This is a genomic window from Leisingera sp. ABM4_101 (assembly GCF_056158725.1).
In genome coordinates this window covers 2,176,197-2,192,918 of the sequence record NZ_JBSWTV010000002.1, presented here as the reverse complement: position 1 = coordinate 2,192,918, position 16,722 = coordinate 2,176,197, and the positions used below count along the sequence as shown (strand labels likewise).

General features: G+C 64.3%; 15 protein-coding genes and 1 pseudogene. 6 read left to right on the top strand and 10 right to left on the bottom strand.

Going from position 1 to position 16,722, the window contains the following annotated elements; genetic code table 11:
• Positions 1-9: 9 nt before the first annotated feature.
• From ACXAEK_RS11765 to ACXAEK_RS11750, 4 genes and pseudogenes are all read right to left on the bottom strand, one after another.
• Positions 10-378, bottom strand: a complete 369-nt coding sequence (locus tag ACXAEK_RS11765) for a protein tyrosine phosphatase family protein (RefSeq protein ID WP_475042119.1) — start codon at positions 376-378, stop codon at positions 10-12.
• Between the two features lie 58 nt (positions 379-436).
• A complete protein-coding gene (locus tag ACXAEK_RS11760; protein WP_475042117.1) occupies positions 437-1,321 on the bottom strand; it encodes a DMT family transporter in 885 nt (294 codons plus the stop codon).
• 269 nt (positions 1,322-1,590) lie between these two features.
• Positions 1,591-2,223: pseudogene (locus ACXAEK_RS11755) on the bottom strand (tyrosine-type recombinase/integrase).
• 192 nt (positions 2,224-2,415) lie between these two features.
• Positions 2,416-3,339 (bottom strand): LysR family transcriptional regulator, encoded by a 924-nt coding sequence (locus ACXAEK_RS11750; RefSeq protein ID WP_475042115.1) that lies wholly within the window; start codon positions 3,337-3,339, stop codon positions 2,416-2,418.
• Positions 3,340-3,429: 90 nt separating this feature from the next.
• Here ACXAEK_RS11750 and ACXAEK_RS11745 point away from each other — a divergent pair, with 90 nt between their 5' ends.
• The 5 genes from ACXAEK_RS11745 to ACXAEK_RS11725 all read left to right on the top strand — a co-directional run bounded on the left by ACXAEK_RS11745 (position 3,430) and on the right by ACXAEK_RS11725 (position 9,490).
• A complete protein-coding gene (locus ACXAEK_RS11745; protein ID WP_475042113.1) occupies positions 3,430-4,266 on the top strand; it encodes a TauD/TfdA dioxygenase family protein in 837 nt (278 codons plus the stop codon).
• 20 nt (positions 4,267-4,286) lie between these two features.
• Positions 4,287-5,918: an arylsulfatase gene (locus ACXAEK_RS11740; protein WP_475042111.1), complete on the top strand. Its 1,632-nt coding sequence runs from the start codon at positions 4,287-4,289 to the stop codon at positions 5,916-5,918.
• A 352-nt stretch (positions 5,919-6,270) separates the two neighbouring features.
• Entirely contained in the window at positions 6,271-6,978 is a 708-nt protein-coding gene (locus ACXAEK_RS11735; RefSeq protein WP_475042109.1) for a glutathione S-transferase family protein, read from the top strand.
• Entirely contained in the window at positions 6,978-8,351 is a 1,374-nt protein-coding gene (locus ACXAEK_RS11730; RefSeq protein WP_475042107.1) for an L-serine ammonia-lyase, read from the top strand. Before ACXAEK_RS11735 ends, ACXAEK_RS11730 begins: the two co-directional genes overlap by 1 nt.
• A gap of 224 nt (positions 8,352-8,575) precedes the next feature.
• Positions 8,576-9,490 carry a DMT family transporter gene (locus ACXAEK_RS11725; RefSeq protein ID WP_475042105.1) on the top strand — a complete coding sequence of 305 codons (915 nt, stop codon included), beginning with the start codon at positions 8,576-8,578 and terminating at the stop codon, positions 9,488-9,490.
• A gap of 3 nt (positions 9,491-9,493) precedes the next feature.
• Here ACXAEK_RS11725 and ACXAEK_RS11720 read toward each other — a convergent pair whose 3' ends face one another.
• The gene (locus ACXAEK_RS11720; RefSeq protein WP_475042103.1) at positions 9,494-10,159 is read right to left on the bottom strand and encodes a thiamine diphosphokinase; all 666 of its coding nucleotides are present in this window, start codon (positions 10,157-10,159) and stop codon (positions 9,494-9,496) included.
• 140 nt (positions 10,160-10,299) lie between these two features.
• On the opposite strand from ACXAEK_RS11720, the gene ACXAEK_RS11715 reads away from it, so the two are divergent.
• Entirely contained in the window at positions 10,300-12,498 is a 2,199-nt protein-coding gene (locus tag ACXAEK_RS11715) for a chemotaxis protein CheA (protein ID WP_475045253.1), read from the top strand.
• 138 nt (positions 12,499-12,636) lie between these two features.
• On the opposite strand, the gene ACXAEK_RS11710 is transcribed toward ACXAEK_RS11715, so the two are convergent.
• From ACXAEK_RS11710 to nthA, 5 genes are all read right to left on the bottom strand, one after another.
• Positions 12,637-12,873, bottom strand: coding sequence for a DUF2842 domain-containing protein (locus ACXAEK_RS11710; RefSeq protein ID WP_475042101.1), 237 nt, complete (start codon positions 12,871-12,873; stop codon positions 12,637-12,639).
• Positions 12,873-14,186: an adenylosuccinate synthase gene (locus tag ACXAEK_RS11705; RefSeq protein ID WP_475042099.1), complete on the bottom strand. Its 1,314-nt coding sequence runs from the start codon at positions 14,184-14,186 to the stop codon at positions 12,873-12,875. The genes ACXAEK_RS11710 and ACXAEK_RS11705 overlap by 1 nt, the downstream gene beginning before the upstream one ends.
• A gap of 748 nt (positions 14,187-14,934) precedes the next feature.
• The gene (locus ACXAEK_RS11700) at positions 14,935-15,267 is read right to left on the bottom strand and encodes a nitrile hydratase accessory protein (RefSeq protein ID WP_475042097.1); all 333 of its coding nucleotides are present in this window, start codon (positions 15,265-15,267) and stop codon (positions 14,935-14,937) included.
• On the bottom strand, positions 15,264-15,941 hold the full coding sequence (nthB, locus tag ACXAEK_RS11695) for a nitrile hydratase subunit beta (RefSeq protein ID WP_475042095.1): 678 nt from the start codon (positions 15,939-15,941) through the stop codon (positions 15,264-15,266). Before nthB ends, ACXAEK_RS11700 begins: the two co-directional genes overlap by 4 nt.
• On the bottom strand, positions 15,938-16,564 hold the full coding sequence (nthA, locus tag ACXAEK_RS11690) for a nitrile hydratase subunit alpha (protein WP_475042093.1): 627 nt from the start codon (positions 16,562-16,564) through the stop codon (positions 15,938-15,940). The genes nthB and nthA overlap by 4 nt, the downstream gene beginning before the upstream one ends.
• Positions 16,565-16,722 lie beyond the last annotated feature (158 nt).

Here is a 16,722-nt window from a genome sequence, read left to right as displayed (position 1 = left end):
GGCGGCCTCTTAGTTCTGGATTTGGTCAGGAAGATCAGTCAGCGCTTGCTGTGCCTGCAGCAGGGCGCACAACGATGCAGATCGCTTGCCCGAACCGCAGAAGGCCAAGACCGGGCTTCCGAGATCACTCAGCGCTTTGACGAATGCCACCGCATCGCTATTTGAAACCGCGCCGGGCTGAACTGGCACATAACGCAATTTCAATCCAATTTTGCTTGCAGCTTTTTCAAGGTCAGCAAACCTGGGCTGATCCGCGCTCTCACCATCGGGCCGATTGCAGATGATCCCCCTGAACCCCTCGGCCTTAACTGCCGCCAGATCACTCACTGAAATCTGCGGGCTCACTCCGATATTGGATGAGATCCGTTTAATGTCCATCTAAAGCTCCTTGTCAGAATAGGCGGGTGCAGGCGGAGAGAGCTGAAGCCTGCCAGCTTCAGCCTTCCTCTCTGGTTAGATGCAGTGTGTAGGCGATGATCGTGACCAGGATGATGGCACCACCGGCCAGGCTGTTGGCACCCGGCACCTCAGTGAAGAAAAGGAATGCCCAGATCGGAGCCAAGACAGTTTCCAGCATCAGGGTCATCGACACTTCGGTCGCAGTGGCATAGCGGGTTGCGACCATCGACAGAACCCGGCCAAACGGAGCGGTAAGCAGGCCCATCGCGCCCATGATCAGCCATGTGTTCAAGCTGAAGGCCGATGGCTCGGTGAAGAAGAACATTGCCACTGCCAGCAGGAAGCCTCCAACACCCACTGCCCCCATGCGGCTCACGTCGGGAAATTTGCGCAAGAGTGTCATCATCAGGGCAAGGCACGAGACCGCAAACACAGCCAGCATGTCGCCGAACCAGTTGCTGGTGCCGGTCGAGCCAGACACCACAACTGCAATGCCGGCAAACACGCCGGCAATGGCGAACAATGTTTGTCCGGACACTTTTTCACGCAGGAATATCCAGCTGAACACCGCTGCAATCGCTGGTGTTGTGCTGAAGATCAGGAACGTGTTTGCGACAGAGGTGTTCTTAATCGCGAATACCAGCCCGCTGGCGCTTCCCAGCATCAAGAGCCCTGCTGCCAGCAAGGGCCACCCGCTTTCTCGCAATACCTTAATAACACCTCGCTTGTCGTTCAGCTGAATGACGGCAGCCATTGAGATCGCGGTGAAGAGGCCGAAGAGAAACGAGGTTTCAAGCTCTTCCACGCCGGAAAACCGGATGAAAACCGGATCCAGGCTCATCAGCGCTGCCCCAATGAGCGCGATCCCAATGCCTTTGAGACGCACGTTCCGGCTTGGTTGGATGCTTGTTGTTTCAGACATTGCCATACCCTTCGTTTTGCAGGACAGGCCGTCGATGTGCGGGCGTCCAAAAATCATACTCACAAGTGTGATTATGAAGATTCGGATCGCCAGTCAACAAAATCATACCGTCAAGTATGCTTTTCAGATGCGGCAAACCCAAGCAGCAATAGCAGTCGTTCAGGAAGGTCGCAGCATTTCCCAGAATGGGCTCGCTACCGGCCAAAGCTGCGTTTAGGCTGGACCTCTGCTTCGGAATGGCGAACGGCTGCATCGTTCGCCAAGGCAGGTCATCTGCCGATACGCGCAGCGATGCTCAAAGCATCTTCAAGTTCAACACCCAGATAGCGCACCGCGCTGTCGACCTTGCTGTGACCAGGCAGAAGTTGGACTGCGCGGAGATTGCCAGTCTTCCGGTAAATTTCCGCTGCCTTCGTACGGCGGAGCGAATGCGTGCCTTAGGCGCTTGGTTCCAACCCAATGGCTGTTACCCAGTCGCGGACCAGCCGACCGTACCGGCGTGTCGAGATGTGAAGCCGATCATGGAAGCGGCTTGGGAACATGAACGGGCATGCAAACATCCCGGGCGACTTGCCCCAGGCCAGAACAGTTTCTCTGGTATTTTCGGTCAGTTCGAACTGCACAGGTCGCTTAGTCTTGCTTTGGATCACCGAAACGCGCTCCCGGACGCGATCATCCTTCACTAGATCAGCCACTGTAAGTTTGACCAAATCGCAGCCGCGCAATTTGCTATCTATGGCGACGTTGAAAAGAGAGAGATCACGCAGGTTTCCGGCAAGTTCGAGCCGTGCCCGGATCGCCCAAACCTGCTTTGGCAGCAGCGGCCGCTTCTGCCCGATGATCCGTCCTTCATTCCAAGCCTTGCGTTTTGGGGTTGCTGCGGGAAGTTGGACTCTTGGCATGATTTGCCCTCCAATCCTCCCTCCGCACCCAGTCATCAGCACCGCGCTGACAGGGCCATTATGCACGTGGGACTGAGCCGCCGGTTCGGGCGGCAATTCAATTTGCGGTCTCCGCGCGCGCATTGGACGGCTGTGCGCCCATTGCGACAGATGCTGCAGAAATTACGAACGGCAGCATCACAGGTTTGCAGATCATTGAATTCCTGCAAGACCAGAAATAGAGATCGGCGCCCTGCAGATCTCTAGAAACCGGTCAGTCAGCCCTGACTGAACCGCTTGGCGCGAGCGGGCAATCACCACCCTGTAGTGCCCGATGCTTTCCTTTAGCGGCCGCGCAACGATGGGGTCGCCTTCAGTCGTGCAGTCTTGTTTGGGCGGGAAGCCTGCAAGCGTGAAACCGAACCCCTTGCCGACGTAAGCCTGAACAAGCTCGCGGGATTGGGACTTGAACGGCACTTCGGGGTGAACGCCCGCGGCCTGCAGCAGTTGCAGGTAGCTGGGACCGGGGCCAGCGGGCGAGACGGAGATATAGGGCAGACCAGTCAGGTCGGACAGGCTGATCCGGGCTTTCGCTGCCAAAGGGTGCGCGCCTGACAACAGAACCAGGGGCGGCAGCTCCAAAAGAACTTCAACCTCATGCCGGCCGGGGTCGAACCCCTGGTCAAAGACCACCAGCGCATCCACCTCGCCAGTGTCCAGCGCGGCCACCAATGCCGGATAGTCTGCTTCCTTCACCTCGATACGGACGCCCGGATGGCTTTCGCGGAAAGCAAGCACTGCAGGCAGGACGATCTGCTGCGCCAGTGCGTGATGGGTGCCGATGTGGATCCTGCCGGTGCGGCCAATCGCCAGATCCGCGGCCTGCCGGTCCAGTGCAGCGGCCTGCGTCAGCAGCGCCTCGGCCTGGGTGGCGAAGGTCTCGCCAGCGCGGGTCAGCCGCATGCCTTGTGCCGGAAACCGGTCAAACAGGGTCATGCTGGTGGCGGCCTCCAGCTTGTCCAGTGCCGAGGCGATAGCCGCGGCAGAGACATTCAGCTGCCGCGCCGCCTGGGCAATACCGCCCTGCCGTGCGGTTTCCGTCAGGTAGGTGAGCTGGCGAAGGGTGAAGCGAACCATTGGGAAAATCTTCCTTTGAAGCAGGTTAAATCAGTTTTTCCAGTTTTAGGACAGACCCTATGCTGCCTGCAGGCGACAGCGGAGGATATCATGGAAATATTGCCAATGACCGGCGGTTTGGGCGCGGAAATCCTGGGGGCGGATATCCGCCGCGGCGAGGATTTCAGCACCATCCGGGACGCATTTGCGGAATTTTCGGTGATCGTGCTGCGGGGGCAGACCGCAGGGCCAGAAGATCACCTGGCCTTTGCCCGCCGCTTCGGGCCGGTGAATGTCAACCGGTTCTTCAAGCCGGTCGAGGGCCACCCGAAAATCGCCACGGTCCTGAAAGAGAAGGACCAGAAAGAGGCCGTTGGCGAGGGGTGGCATACCGATCATTCCTATGATCGGGAACCGGCGATGGGCTCTATTCTTCACGCCATCGAGATGCCGCCCTATGGCGGCGACACGCTGTTTGTCTCCATGGGCGCCGCCTATGAGGCGCTCTCAGCGCCAATGCGCCGGTTTCTTGATGGTCTCACAGCCGTGCATTCCTCGCGCCATGTATTCGGCGCCGCCGCGATGGACAGCGAGGCGGTGAAATCGGGCCGTCTGGGCAATGCGGAGGCCGCCACCCAGGACGCCCGGCATCCGGTTGTCATCACCCATCCGCTGAGCGGGCGGCGCGGCCTTTTTGTGAACCCGGTCTTCACCACCCGCATTGAAGGGCTGAACCCGGAAGAATCCTCGGCGCTTCTGGCCATGCTCTATGCCCATTGCCAGCAGCCGGAATTTCAATGCCGCGTGCGCTGGCGGGCCGGTGACATCACAATCTGGGACAACCGTGCCACCTGGCATAAGGCGATCAACGACTATCACGGTTTCCGCCGCCTGATGCACCGGGTCACCGTCGAGGGCGGCCCGCTTGCCTCCGCACCCGCATCCTGACCGCTGATGAAAGCTCAGTCATGACCAGCCACAGCTCTCAGACAGACACCCGCCGGCCCAATGTCATCCTGATCCTGGCGGACGACATGGGGTTTGCCGACCTCGGCTGCACCGGGTCAGAGATCCAGACCCCCAACATCGACGCCCTTGCGCGGGGCGGCGTGATGCTGTCTGCGATGTACAACTGTGCCCGCTGCTGCCCGACGCGGGCGTCGCTGCTGACCGGGCTTTACCCGCATAACGCCGGCGTCGGGCATATGGGCGCCAATCTGGGCACGCCCGCCTATCAGGGGTTCCTGCGCAATGACAGCGCCACCATAGCCGAGCATCTGCGCGCCAGCGGCTATGCCACGCTGATGTCCGGCAAATGGCATGTGGCCGGCGATTTCGAGCCGCGAAGCGTGGACAGCTGGCGGGTTGGTGACCTTGAGCACCCGACACCGCGCCAGCGCGGCTTTGACCGGTTTTACGGGATCATGGACGGCGCAACGCATTTCTTCTCGCCGCATTACATGCTGGAGGATGACAGCCGGGTCGAAACCTTCCCGGATGATTTCTACTTCACCGACGCCATCACCCAAAAGGCCATCGGCATGATCGAAGGCGCGGTGGCGAACGAAAAGCCATTCTTCCTCTACCTCGCCCATACCGCGCCGCACTGGCCGCTGCATGCCCATCCTGAGGACATCGCAAAATACGATCACGTCTATAACAAGGGCTGGGACTATATCCGCACCGCACGCCATGAAACGATGAACGGCAAGGGCGTGTTCCAGCGGAACTGGGACATCTCCCCGCGTGACACCACCGTGCATGGCTGGGAACAGGAAAAGAACCAGGACTGGGAGGCCAGCAAGATGGCCACCTATGCGGCGATGGTGGACCGCATGGACCAGTCGGTCGGCACACTGATTTCGGCGCTGAAACGGCTCGGGCAGTTTGAGAACACGCTGATCCTTTTCCTCAGCGACAACGGCGGCTGCGCCGAGTTTATGGCCGAAGACGGCTGGGCGAAGTTCTACCCGGACAAAACGCAGGACGGCAGGCAGATCACCATGGGCAATGTGACCGGCCTGCGCCCGGGCGATGCCCAGACATTTCAAAGCTATGACAAGCCCTGGGCCAATGTCTCCAATGCGCCGTTCCGCCTGTACAAGCACTATGTTCATGAAGGCGGCATCTCGACCCCTCTGGTCGCCCATTGGCCAAAAGGGTTCAAACCGCGCAGTGCTGCCCATGCGGCCTGCCACGTGGTCGATATCCTGCCGACCATCCTGGAAGCCGCCGGCGCTGCCTATCAGACCGAGGCCGGCGGCCATGAGATCCAGCCGCTGCAGGGAGAGTCACTGCTGGGCCTCTTTCAGGGCAAGGACTGGCAGCGCGCGCAGCCAATCTTTTGGGAGCACGAGGGCAACGCCGCGATCCGCCTGGGGCAGTTCAAGCTGGTGCGGCTGCATGATTGCCCCTGGGAGCTCTACGACATCGAGGCCGACCGCACCGAACTGACCGATCTTGCGGGCCGCAACCCCGCATTGGAGAAAGATCTGATCCGCCAGTATCAGGCCTGGGCCCAAGCCGCTGGTGTGCTGGACTGGAACGAAGCGCTGCCGAAATTGCTGGCGGCGTGGAAGATGGAAACCCCAAATGGCTGAAACTGATGGCTAAGCGGCGACTGAGGGTCCACTGGTAAAGGACGGGATTGTCCGCTACCTGCAGATTGCCCGCTTCATCGCCGCTGCGCGCTGAACCAATGGCCGGTATTTCCGCCGCTGCGCGGCGGAACACTTTGTGCCAACACAGCGGTATTCACGCTGCGTGCGCGTGCAGCAATAAATCACAATGACCGGTCCGGGCTCTCAACAGCCATCGCTGCGCCGGACCCGCACAGCGCCTTTCCGCCGCTTCGCATCCCGCCAGCCAAACATGCATCACAAAGGCGGGTTTCCTATTGGAAACGCCGGAAACGGACACATATTCCGCCGGTCCGAGTTATAATGTTGCGCTATGAAACCCGAATACCGCCTGCACTACGCCCCCGACAACGCCTCGCTGGTCATCCGGCTGGTGCTGGAGGAGCTTGGCCAGCCCTATGAAACCGTCTTGGTCGACCGCCGGGCAGAAGCGCAGAACAGCCCGCAATACCGGGCGCTGAACCCGAACGGGCTGATCCCGGTGCTGGAAACCCCGGACGGCCCGGTGTTTGAGACCGCAGCCATCCTTCTGTGGCTCTCCGAACGCCATGGTGCCTTGGCACCGCAGCCCGGCAGCCCGGACCGCGCCGCTTTCCTGAAATGGCTGTTCTTTGCCTCTAACACGCTGCACGCCGACCTGCGGATGCTGTTTTATCCCAAGAAATACATCGGCGCCGATCCGGCCCAGCAGGCCCAGCTGCAAAAGGTGCTGCGCCAGCGGCTGCACACCCATCTGAGCAGCCTTGACCATGCCGCCGCCGCCCGCCCCGCCTGGTTCGGCGCGCCGCATCCTTCGGTGCTGGACTATTACCTGGCTTGCCAGATGCGCTGGATGGCGCTCTATCCCGCACAGGCCGACAAATCCTGGTTCACCCTGGCCCATTACCCCAGCCTGCAGCGCCTCTGCGCCGCGCTGGAACACCGCCCCGCTGTTGCCGTGGCCCGCGAGGCCGAGGGCCTCGGCGCCACCCCGTTTACATCCCCGGCCTACGCCAATCCCCCAGAAGGATCAGCCACCTAATGTTCCTCTCCGTCTTCGACATGTTCAAAGTGGGCATCGGCCCGTCGTCCTCGCACACCATGGGCCCGATGGTCGCCGCCGCGCGCTTCCTCGGCATGATGCGCGCCTCGCCCTTTGAATTCCACGGGTTGCGCGCCTCGCTGCACGGCTCGCTCGCCTTCACCGGCGTCGGCCACGCCACCGACCGCGCCACCATCCTCGGCCTCGGCGGCTTTGTCGCCCATGACTACGACGACGAGAAGGCCCAAGCCTTCCTGGCGGAGCTGGACAAGACCCACACCATGAACCCCGAGGGGCTGGGCGAATTGCACTTCGACCCCAAGGCCGACATGATCTTCGACTATGATCACGCGCTGCCGGGCCATTCCAACGGCATGATCCTGATGGCCACGGATGCCCAGGGCGATGTGATCCTGAAACAGGTGTTCTACTCGATCGGCGGTGGCTTTGTCGTGACCGAGGAAGAACTGGCCGCAGGCAAGGCCACCGACGAAGGCGACCCGGTCCCCTTCCCCTTCAAGTCCGCGGCAGAAATGCTGGAGATGGCGAAATCCAGCGGCAAATCCATCGCGGACATGAAGCGCGCCAATGAAATCGCCCGCGGCTGTGAGGTCAGCCTCGCCAAAGGCACCGCCCGCATCTGGCAGGTGATGAACGACTGCATCAACCGCGGGCTGGAGCGTGACGGCATCCTGCCCGGCGGCCTCAAGGTGCGCCGCCGCGCCAAGGGCATCTATGACGCGCTGATGGCCGAACGCGGCATGAACCTGACCGCGCCGCACACCATCAACGACTGGATGAGCGTCTACGCGATGGCGGTGAACGAGGAAAACGCGGCCGGCGGCCAGGTTGTGACCGCGCCGACCAACGGCGCCGCAGGCACCCTGCCGGCGGTGATCCGCTACTACCTCGACCACGTGCCGGGTGCCTCGGAAAGCCATGTCGAGGATTTCCTGCTCACCGCCGCCGCCATTGCCGGCCTGGTGAAATACAACGCGTCTATCTCGGGCGCTGAGGCCGGCTGCCAGGCCGAGGTCGGCTCCGCGTCGGCAATGTCCGCCGCCGGCCTCTGCGCGGTGATGGGCGGCACGCCGGAACAGGTGGAAAACGCTGCCGAAATCGCGCTGGAGCATCACCTGGGCATGACCTGCGATCCGGTGAAGGGCCTGGTGCAGGTCCCCTGCATCGAGCGCAACGGGCTGGCGGCCATCAAGGCGGTCTCCGCTGCCTCCCTCGCCCTGCGCGGTGACGGCCAGCACTTCGTGCCGCTGGACGCCTGCATCGAAACCATGCGCCAGACCGGCGCCGACATGCATGACAAGTACAAGGAAACCTCGCTCGGCGGCCTCGCCGTGAACGTGCCGAACTGTTGAGTTTCAAGTCCTAATCTACCTCCGCCGGGGCAACCGAACGCAGGTTCGCGCCCGGCACCGAGGGTGGGCGTTTCGCGCCCGCGTCATGCTGAAAGCATGCCTCCGGCATGACGGGGCGGGGACGGGCGCGAACCGGGCCGCAAGCGGCCCGGGATCTATGTCCGCAAACGTCCCGCCCTCAACCACACCTTGTAAGTTCCCTCTTCCCCGCCTAGCGTGGCGCCATGACACAGGACCGCCCTCTCCTCGGCATCGCCCTGATGCTGGGCTTCTGCGTGACCATCCCGGTCTGCGACGCCATCGCCAAGCTGCTGGGCGCCCATATCCCGGTCGGGCAGATGGTCTTTGCCCGCTTCGGCTTTCAGGCGGGCCTGCTGATCCCCTTTGCCCTGCTGCTGGGCTACTCGCTGAAAATGCCCCGCCATGTGCTGCCCTACGTGCTGCTGCGCACGCTGCTGCAGATGGGCGGCGTCGGCGCCATGTTCACCGCCTTTAAATACCTGCCGCTGGCCGATGCGGTGGCAATCGCCTTTGTCATGCCCTTCATCATGCTGCTCCTGGGCAAGTACGTGCTGAACGAACAAGTCGGCCTGCGCCGCCTCGGCGCCTGCGTGGTCGGCTTCACCGGCACCCTGCTGGTCATTCAGCCCAGCTTTGCCGCGGTCGGCTGGAACGCGCTTTGGCCGGTGCTGGTGGCGGTGATCTTTGCCCTCTTCATGCTGGTCACCCGCAAAATCGCCAAGCAGACCGAGCCGGTCTCGCTGCAGGCGGTCTCCGGCCTGCTCGCCAGCCTGTTCATGCTGCCGCTCCTGTGGTTCGGCGACTCGGCCGGCCTAGAGGGTCTCAACCTCAACGCCCCGCCCAGCCATACATGGTGGCTGCTGGCCGCCACCGGCGTGCTGGGCACCATTGCGCATCTTCTGATGACCTGGAGCCTGCGCTATGCCCCCACCGCAACGCTGGCCTCGATGCAATACCTGGAAATCCCGGTGGCAGTGTTCTTCGGCTGGCTGATCTTCTCCGAACTGCCGAACACCCTGGCGGCCTTCGGCATCCTCCTGACCATCAGCGCGGGGCTTTACGCGGTGCTGCGCGAACGCAAGGCCTCGGAAACCGAAGAACGCATCAATCCCGCCTGAGATCTAGCGGTCCAGCCGCACCGCCGCCAGCACATCCGCCAGCAGCCGCCGCGGCACGATCACCAAAAGGCCAGGCCCCTCCGGCTCCAGCCGCACCGGCCCCAGCGCCCGGTTCGAGGTGCCGATCCGCCCCATCGGCGACATCCGCAGGCCCTCAATCGGCCATTCCAGCCCCTCGGACCGCCCCGTCACCGCCTGCATCGGAAACAGCGAAATCACCTCACCGGCCATCGCGGGCAGCGCAACCGCATGGGTCAGGTGAAAGATCACCTCCGTCTCCCCCACCAGCACGCAAGGGCTGTCATGCCCCTGCACCAGCGTGTTAAAGGCCGCCAGCTGATGGTCCACCCGCGCGCCCAGAAACCCCACCGCCAGCACCGCCGGCGCCGCCACCATCCGCAGCGCCTTGTCGAAATCGGTGCTGTCCTGCTCGGCCACCGGATGCAGGCTCTCTGCCGGCAGCTGCGCCCGCACATCCTCCGCCAGCGAGTCGAAATCCCCGATCACCGCCCGCGGCACATGCCCCGCCGCCAGCGCCGCCGCCGCGCCGCCATCCGCCGCCGCCAGCACCGGCGCCAGCGCCAGCGCCGCCTCCAGATCGCCAGCAGCCAGCGCGCCGCCGCCCACCAGGGTGATTGGTTCCGATACATCAACAATCTTCGCGTTCATGGGCGCAATTCCTGCCAGTTTTGGAAACAGGTCACAATGTGAACACAAAATGATACGATCAATTGCACGGATTCGAGCAAAATTGGTCCTTCCAGCCTTTATGGTGAATGGCAACGTATGTGGCGAAGACGAGCGAGCTGATGGTACATAACAACAAAGTCTTGACCGTATCCTATGGAACCTTTTCCTGCACATTGGAAGGGTTTGAGGATTCCTTCGGCACCATGAAGGCGATTGCCGAGTATTTCCGCGACCTTGCCGCGGATGACCGCTACTTCGGCGCCGAGCCGCCGCAGCCCGATGCAGACATGCTGGCCCGCATCGCCCAGCGCGAGATCGCCCGCCAGGTCGAGGCCCGCACCAGCGAGGGCGGCATCCACCTGCGTGCCGCCACCCCGGCGCTTGGCGCCGCTGCTGCCGAAGCCCCCGCACCGGCCCCGGCGCCCGCTCCGGCTCCGGCCCCTGCCGCAGAACCGGTTGCCGAACAGCCCGCGCCCGCTCCTGCCCCGGCAGAGGCTCCAGCCGCCGAAGCTGAAGCCGTGGAAGCCGAAGAAGAGACCATTGCCGAAGAGTCCGCCGCCGCTGACGTGATTGCCGCCGAAACCTCCCAAGCCGCGGCTGAGGCCGCCGCAGAAGAAGCCCGGGCCGCAGCAGCAGAAATTGAAGACGCGGCGGAAGAAGTTGAAGCAGAGCAAGCCGCAGAGGTAATCGCCGAAGCCGAAGCCGAAGCCGAAGCCGAAGCCGAAGCCGAAGCCGAAGCCGAAGCCGAAGCCGAAGCCGAAGCCGAAGCCGAAGCCGAAGCCGAAGCCGAAGCCGAAGCCGAAGAAGCCATCGCAGCTGTGCTGGGAACCGCAAGCGAAGAAGAGCCGGCCCCCGCCGTTGAATTGCTGGAAGTCACCGAGGCAGAGGCCGAAGCGGACGAACCCCAGCCCGTTGCGGAACCGGCCGAAGCCGCAGAAGACACCGCCCCCGCCGCCGACAGCATCGCCGCCAAGCTGCAGCGCATCCGCGCCGTGGTCGCCCAGGCGCCTGAGGAAGACTTCAGCGAAGACGAACATGCCGATGACGTGCTGGAGTCCGCTGCCGAAGACATCTCCAGCGCCCTGCAGGCAGACGCCGATGACGGTGCTCCGGATTTCGACGACGAAGGCGACGATGAAATCGCCAAGGCGCTGGACCGCCTGGACCTGAATGCGCAGGACGCCGCTGAGGAAGGCTCGGTTCCGCTGTCCGCTCTTGGCGACCCGGATCAGGCCTTTGACGACAGCCTGTTCGTCAATCTGCAGGCAGATGCAGCGGCCGGCGCGGATGAAGGCCTGAACCTGGATGAGGACGGGGACGAGGACCGCAGCTCTGACAATCTGCTGTCGGAAGACGCCGCCGAAGAACCCGCAGCAGAACCGGAAGAAACCCCCGTTCCGCGCGTGCGGATCACCAAAGTCAAGCGTGCCGATTTTGAGAAGGCCATCGCCTCCGGCCGCCTGCAGGAAGCCGCCCCCGCCGCAGAACCGGACACGGCACTCTCGGAGGAGGACGAAGCCGACCTGATGCGGGAACTGGCCGAGGTCGAGGCTGAGATCCTGGCCGCCTCCGAACTGCAGGAGGCGGATGACGCCCCGGCAGCAGAGGCCGAGGCAGAGGCCCCGCAGGCAGAACCCTACCAGCCGGCCGCGGCAAGCCTGGACGACAGCGATGTCTCCCGCCTGATGGACGCCGCCGACCAACGGCTCGAGGATCCGGAAACCGCCTCCTCCCTCGAGGCCTACAGCCAGCTGCGCGCGGCCGTTGCCGCCACCAAAGCCGACGGCGGCGCTGGCGGCACCGCAGGCGCCGACGGCGCCCAGCCCTACCGCGAGGATCTGGCCAGCGTGGTGCGCCCGCGCCGCCCGGAACCGCGCCAGGCCGCCTCCGAACGCCCGGCTGCCGCACAGCCCCGCCCCGCCCCGCTCAAGCTGGTGGCGGCGCAGCGCATCGATGAAGGCAGCGCGCCGCAGCAGCCGGTGCGCCCGCGCCGGGTCTCCGCCGCAGTTCTGGAGGATGAGGCCGCCGGCTCCGGCAGCGGTTTTGCCTCCTATGCCGCCGAACGCGGCGCCGCAGAGCTGCACGAGCTGCTGGAAGCCGCCGCTGCCTATATGAGCTTTGTCGAAGGCCGCGACCACTTCTCGCGCCCGCAGCTGATGAGCAAGGTGCGCAGCGTCGGCGGCGATGAGTTCAACCGCGAGGACGGGCTGCGCTCCTTCGGGCAGCTCTTGCGCGACGGCAAGATCGAACGCTCCGGCAACGGCCAGTTCACCGCTTCCGGCGACATCGGCTTCAAGCCCAAGCGCGCCGCGGGCTGAGCAGCCCGAAAGACCAATAGAAAAAGGCGGCCCCTGCGAGGCCGCCTTTTTATTTTTCAGACCGGATCCTGTTTCATCTGGCCAAAAATATCCCGGGGTGAATTGACCGTCAGGTCAAGAGGGGCGGCGCCCCTCTCTTTACTGATTCCCGGCGTCCGGGTCTTCCTTGCCGACACCGCGGAACACAAACTTGAACGGCAGCACCCAGACAATGCCCAGGGCCACATAGACGATCAGCTCCAGCCACAGCGGCGGCCGGTCGAGCCAGTTCAGCACCGTGACCGCCGCCACGATATAGACCGGCATCCCGATCAGCAGGATCACCAGGGCCCAGCGCCGCCGGGCCTTGTAGCTCAGGCCCTTGCTCTCAGCCATCAGTCAGCGAACGGGTCGGTCACCAGGATGGTGTCGTCCCGCTCCGGGCTGGTGGACAAAAGCGCCACCGGGCAGTCGATCAGCTCTTCCACGCGTTTCACGTATTTGATCGCATTGGCCGGCAGGTCGTTCCAGCTGCGCGCGCCCTCAGTGGACTCGCTCCAGCCCGGCATCTCCTCGTAGACCGGCTTGCAGCGGGCCTGCTGGTCAGCCGCCGTCGGCAGGTAGTCCAGGGTCTCGCCGTCCAGCTCGTAGCCGGTGCAGATCTTCAGGGTCTGGAACCCGTCCAGCACATCCAGCTTGGTCAGGCAGATGCCCTTGATGCCGGAGGTGGCGCAGGTCTGGCGCACCAGCGCGGCGTCGAACCAGCCGCAGCGGCGCTGGCGGCCGGTGGTGGTGCCGAACTCATGGCCGCGGGTGCCCAGGCGCTCGCCATCGGCATCCGGCTTGCCATCGGCACCCAGCAGTTCGGTCGGGAACGGGCCTTCGCCGACGCGGGTGGTATAGGCCTTGACGATGCCCAGCACGTAATCGATCGAGCCCGGGCCGATGCCGACGCCGGTGGCCGCCTGGCCCGCAATCACGTTCGAGGAGGTGACAAAGGGATAGGTGCCGAAATCAATGTCCAAGAGCGCGCCCTGGGCGCCTTCGAACAGGATCCGCTTGCCCGCCTTGCGCTTCTCGTTCAGCACCTTCCAGACCGGCGCCGCATAGGGCAGGATCTGCGGTGCGATCTCTTTCAGCTGTTCAATCAGCGCATCGCGGTCGATCGGATCAACGCCCAGCCCCTTGCGCAGCGGGTCATGGTGCTGCAGCGCCCGGTCGACGCGGGCGATCAGGGTGGCTTCATCGGCCAGGTCGGCGACGCGGATCGCACGGCGGCCCACCTTGTCCTCATAGGCCGGGCCGATGCCGCGGCCGGTGGTGCCGATCTTGGTGCCCTTGGAGGCCGCTTCCTCGCGCGCCCGGTCCAGCTCGCCGTGCAGCGGCAGGATCAGCGGCGTGTTTTCCGCGATCATCAGGGTTTCCGGGGTGATCTCGACGCCCTGCGCGCGGACGGTTTCAATCTCTTTCAGCAGGTGCCACGGATCCAGCACCACGCCATTGCCGATGACCGAGAGCTTGCCGCCGCGCACCACGCCCGAGGGCAGCGCGTGCAGCTTGTAGACCTTGCCGTCAATGACCAGCGTGTGGCCGGCGTTATGGCCGCCCTGGAAGCGGGCGATCACGTCTGCGCGCTCGCTCAGCCAGTCCACGATCTTGCCTTTCCCTTCGTCGCCCCACTGGGCGCCGACTACGACGACGTTGGCCATATCCGGTCCTTTACAGTCTTTGGTTCAAACCCACGCTCATATAGCGATGCTGCGCAGGCAGGGGAACCGGTTTTTCGCCGCAGTCAGGTGCCAGACGCCCCTTTTCGGATCATTCACCAAGGCCTGCGCCTGCCTGGGCGGGCGCGAATGCGCCGGCAGGGGGGCAGGCAGGCGCAGCCCGGCGGTGCCGCGTACCTTGATTCCGGTCAGAACAGCCGCCCCGCCCGGAATCAAGCCGCAGGCGCCGGGCGAGCGCCTGCCCGCCCGCACGGGCTGGCGCTTTCGAAAGGACAACGCTCCTTTGACAGCTTGTACGGACGTTGCCGGAATAAACTGCCATGCACAGCCGTTGCAGCGCCACCCCACGGGCAGGCGCCCGCCCTCAGCATCAAGCCATTGGCGCGGCAAACCCCAGGGTGTTGCGCGGCCGCCGCACGCCCCTTTCACGTAATCCTCACCCGGCTAAGCCAGACTGCCTCCCGATCGCGATCCCCCGCCATGGCCCCGCGCGCGGCGCCATGATACGAGGCGCAGGCATCTGTGTGGCTGCCTGCGCGACACGAAGGAGACCGGCCCCGATGAAAAGGGGGTCGTTCAGGAGCTTCTGTCCGAGCAGGCCCCCGGCGGGGTCTGTCCACCTCCGCCCGGCAGCGCTGCCATCCTATCAGGATCCGCGCGACAGGCCTCAGCTGACAGAGACCGCAACCCGCCCCGGCCTGCGGCCCCGGCGGGCGAACCTGCTGCCTGTTCAGTCCCTTAGCTGAACAGGCGCGCCATGCGGCGTGCTCAGATAGGCCGCTTCCCAGCGGCCGCGCATCGTCTCAGCCTCGGCAGCAGACGCGGCGCCCTGCTCCGCAAGGAACATCTCCAGCGTCTCCAGCCAGGCCCGGAAGTAATCCTCGCCGCCATCCAGTTCGCGGCTCAGGCCATGGCGCTTGAGCGTCGCAGAAAACCGTTCCACCCAGTCGCCCCAGCTGAACCGGCCGCTTTCATTCAGATGCACGGTCAGGGCAAAGACCTGCGCGTGCCAGGGTTCGGCAAAGACAGGCTCCGGCGCGGATACTTCGGCACAGATACTCATAGCGGCTCCAGGTAGCTCTGCCACAGATCCAGCACCACCTCATCCTCGGGGTGTTCGGCATGCGCCCACAGCGCTCGGGCAAAGAAGCGCACCGCGTACAGCGGCTCCGGCGCATCGCCCAGCCCATGGGCACTGCTGTCCGGCAGCACATGGGTGCCATGCAGCCGCAGGACATAGCCCTGCGCCCCGGCTGCGTATTGCGGCAGGCGGGTGTGGCCGCCCTCCACCAGCGCGTTATCAGCCGGGATTCGCGCCCGCACCGCCTGGCCGGGGGTGAACAGCGGCGCCGGTCCGCCCTCCCGGTCCGCCGGTCCGCCCTTGGCCAGCGCGGCGGCGACGTTCTCCGCCTTCAGTGCCCGCTCCGCCAGCGCATGCAGCCCGGCAGCACCCTTTCCTTGCAGGTCTTCGCGCGTCAGCACGCCCTTCTCGACCAAGAGGTTCGCCAGCGCCGAAATCCATTTCTCGTAGTAGGAAAAGCGGGTGTAATCCTTCGGCGGCAGCTTCTCCCGTGCGTGGCGCGACGTGTCGATGTTCCACTGCCCCAGCGCGCCGCAGGCCAGCGTCACCGCCAGCGCGCGGGCGTGCCAGTCCTCAGCAAAGACCGGCGCGTCCTCCGCTTCCGGCACCACCGGCCCGTCACCGAATTGCCCGCCCATGTCATGCACCCGGGTCATGCCGGCGCCTCCCCCGGCACCTTTGCCAGGCCGGTGCCGATCATGCTGTCACGGGTGACAAGGGCGGCCAATTCATCCTCACTGAAGCCTTCCGTGCCCCCGGGCCGCATCGGCAGCACCAGATAGCGGACCTCTGCCGTCGAATCCCAGACCCTTACCGCGGTCCCGTCAGGCAGGGTCACGCCGAAATCCGCCAGCACCTTGCGCGGCTCGCGCACCGCACGGGCGCGGTAGGCGTCGGACTTATACCAGCCCGGCGGAATGCCCAGCAGCGGCCACGGGTAGCAGCTGCACAGGGTGCAGACGACCATATTGTGCTGCGCCGGAGTATTCTCCACCACCACCATATGCTCGCCCTGGCGCCCGTAATACCCCAGCGCCGCCAGCACCGGATCGGCATCCGCCAGCAAGGCCGCCTTGAACTCAGGATCGCTCCAGGCCTTGGCCACTACCCTTGCGCCGTTCTGCGGTCCGATCCTGTTCTGATAAGTGTCGATGATCTCCTCCAGCGCGGCCGGATCAATCAGGCCCTTCTGAGTGAGAATTGTCTCCAGCGCCTTGACCCGCAGGGCAGGATCGGGCGGCAGCAGGGCGTGCGGGTGGTCGGGATGATCATGAGGCATAGCCCATGCTGCGCCGCTGCGGACGGCCCTGTCCAGTCATGTTTCATGATGCTGCATATCACGTTGCGTGACGTTCAGGGCAGCTTCCCCGCCGCGCCTGCAACTCCGCCCTTGCCCCCCCGGTCAATCTTGCCTATTTACCGCCCGATACTCAGCCA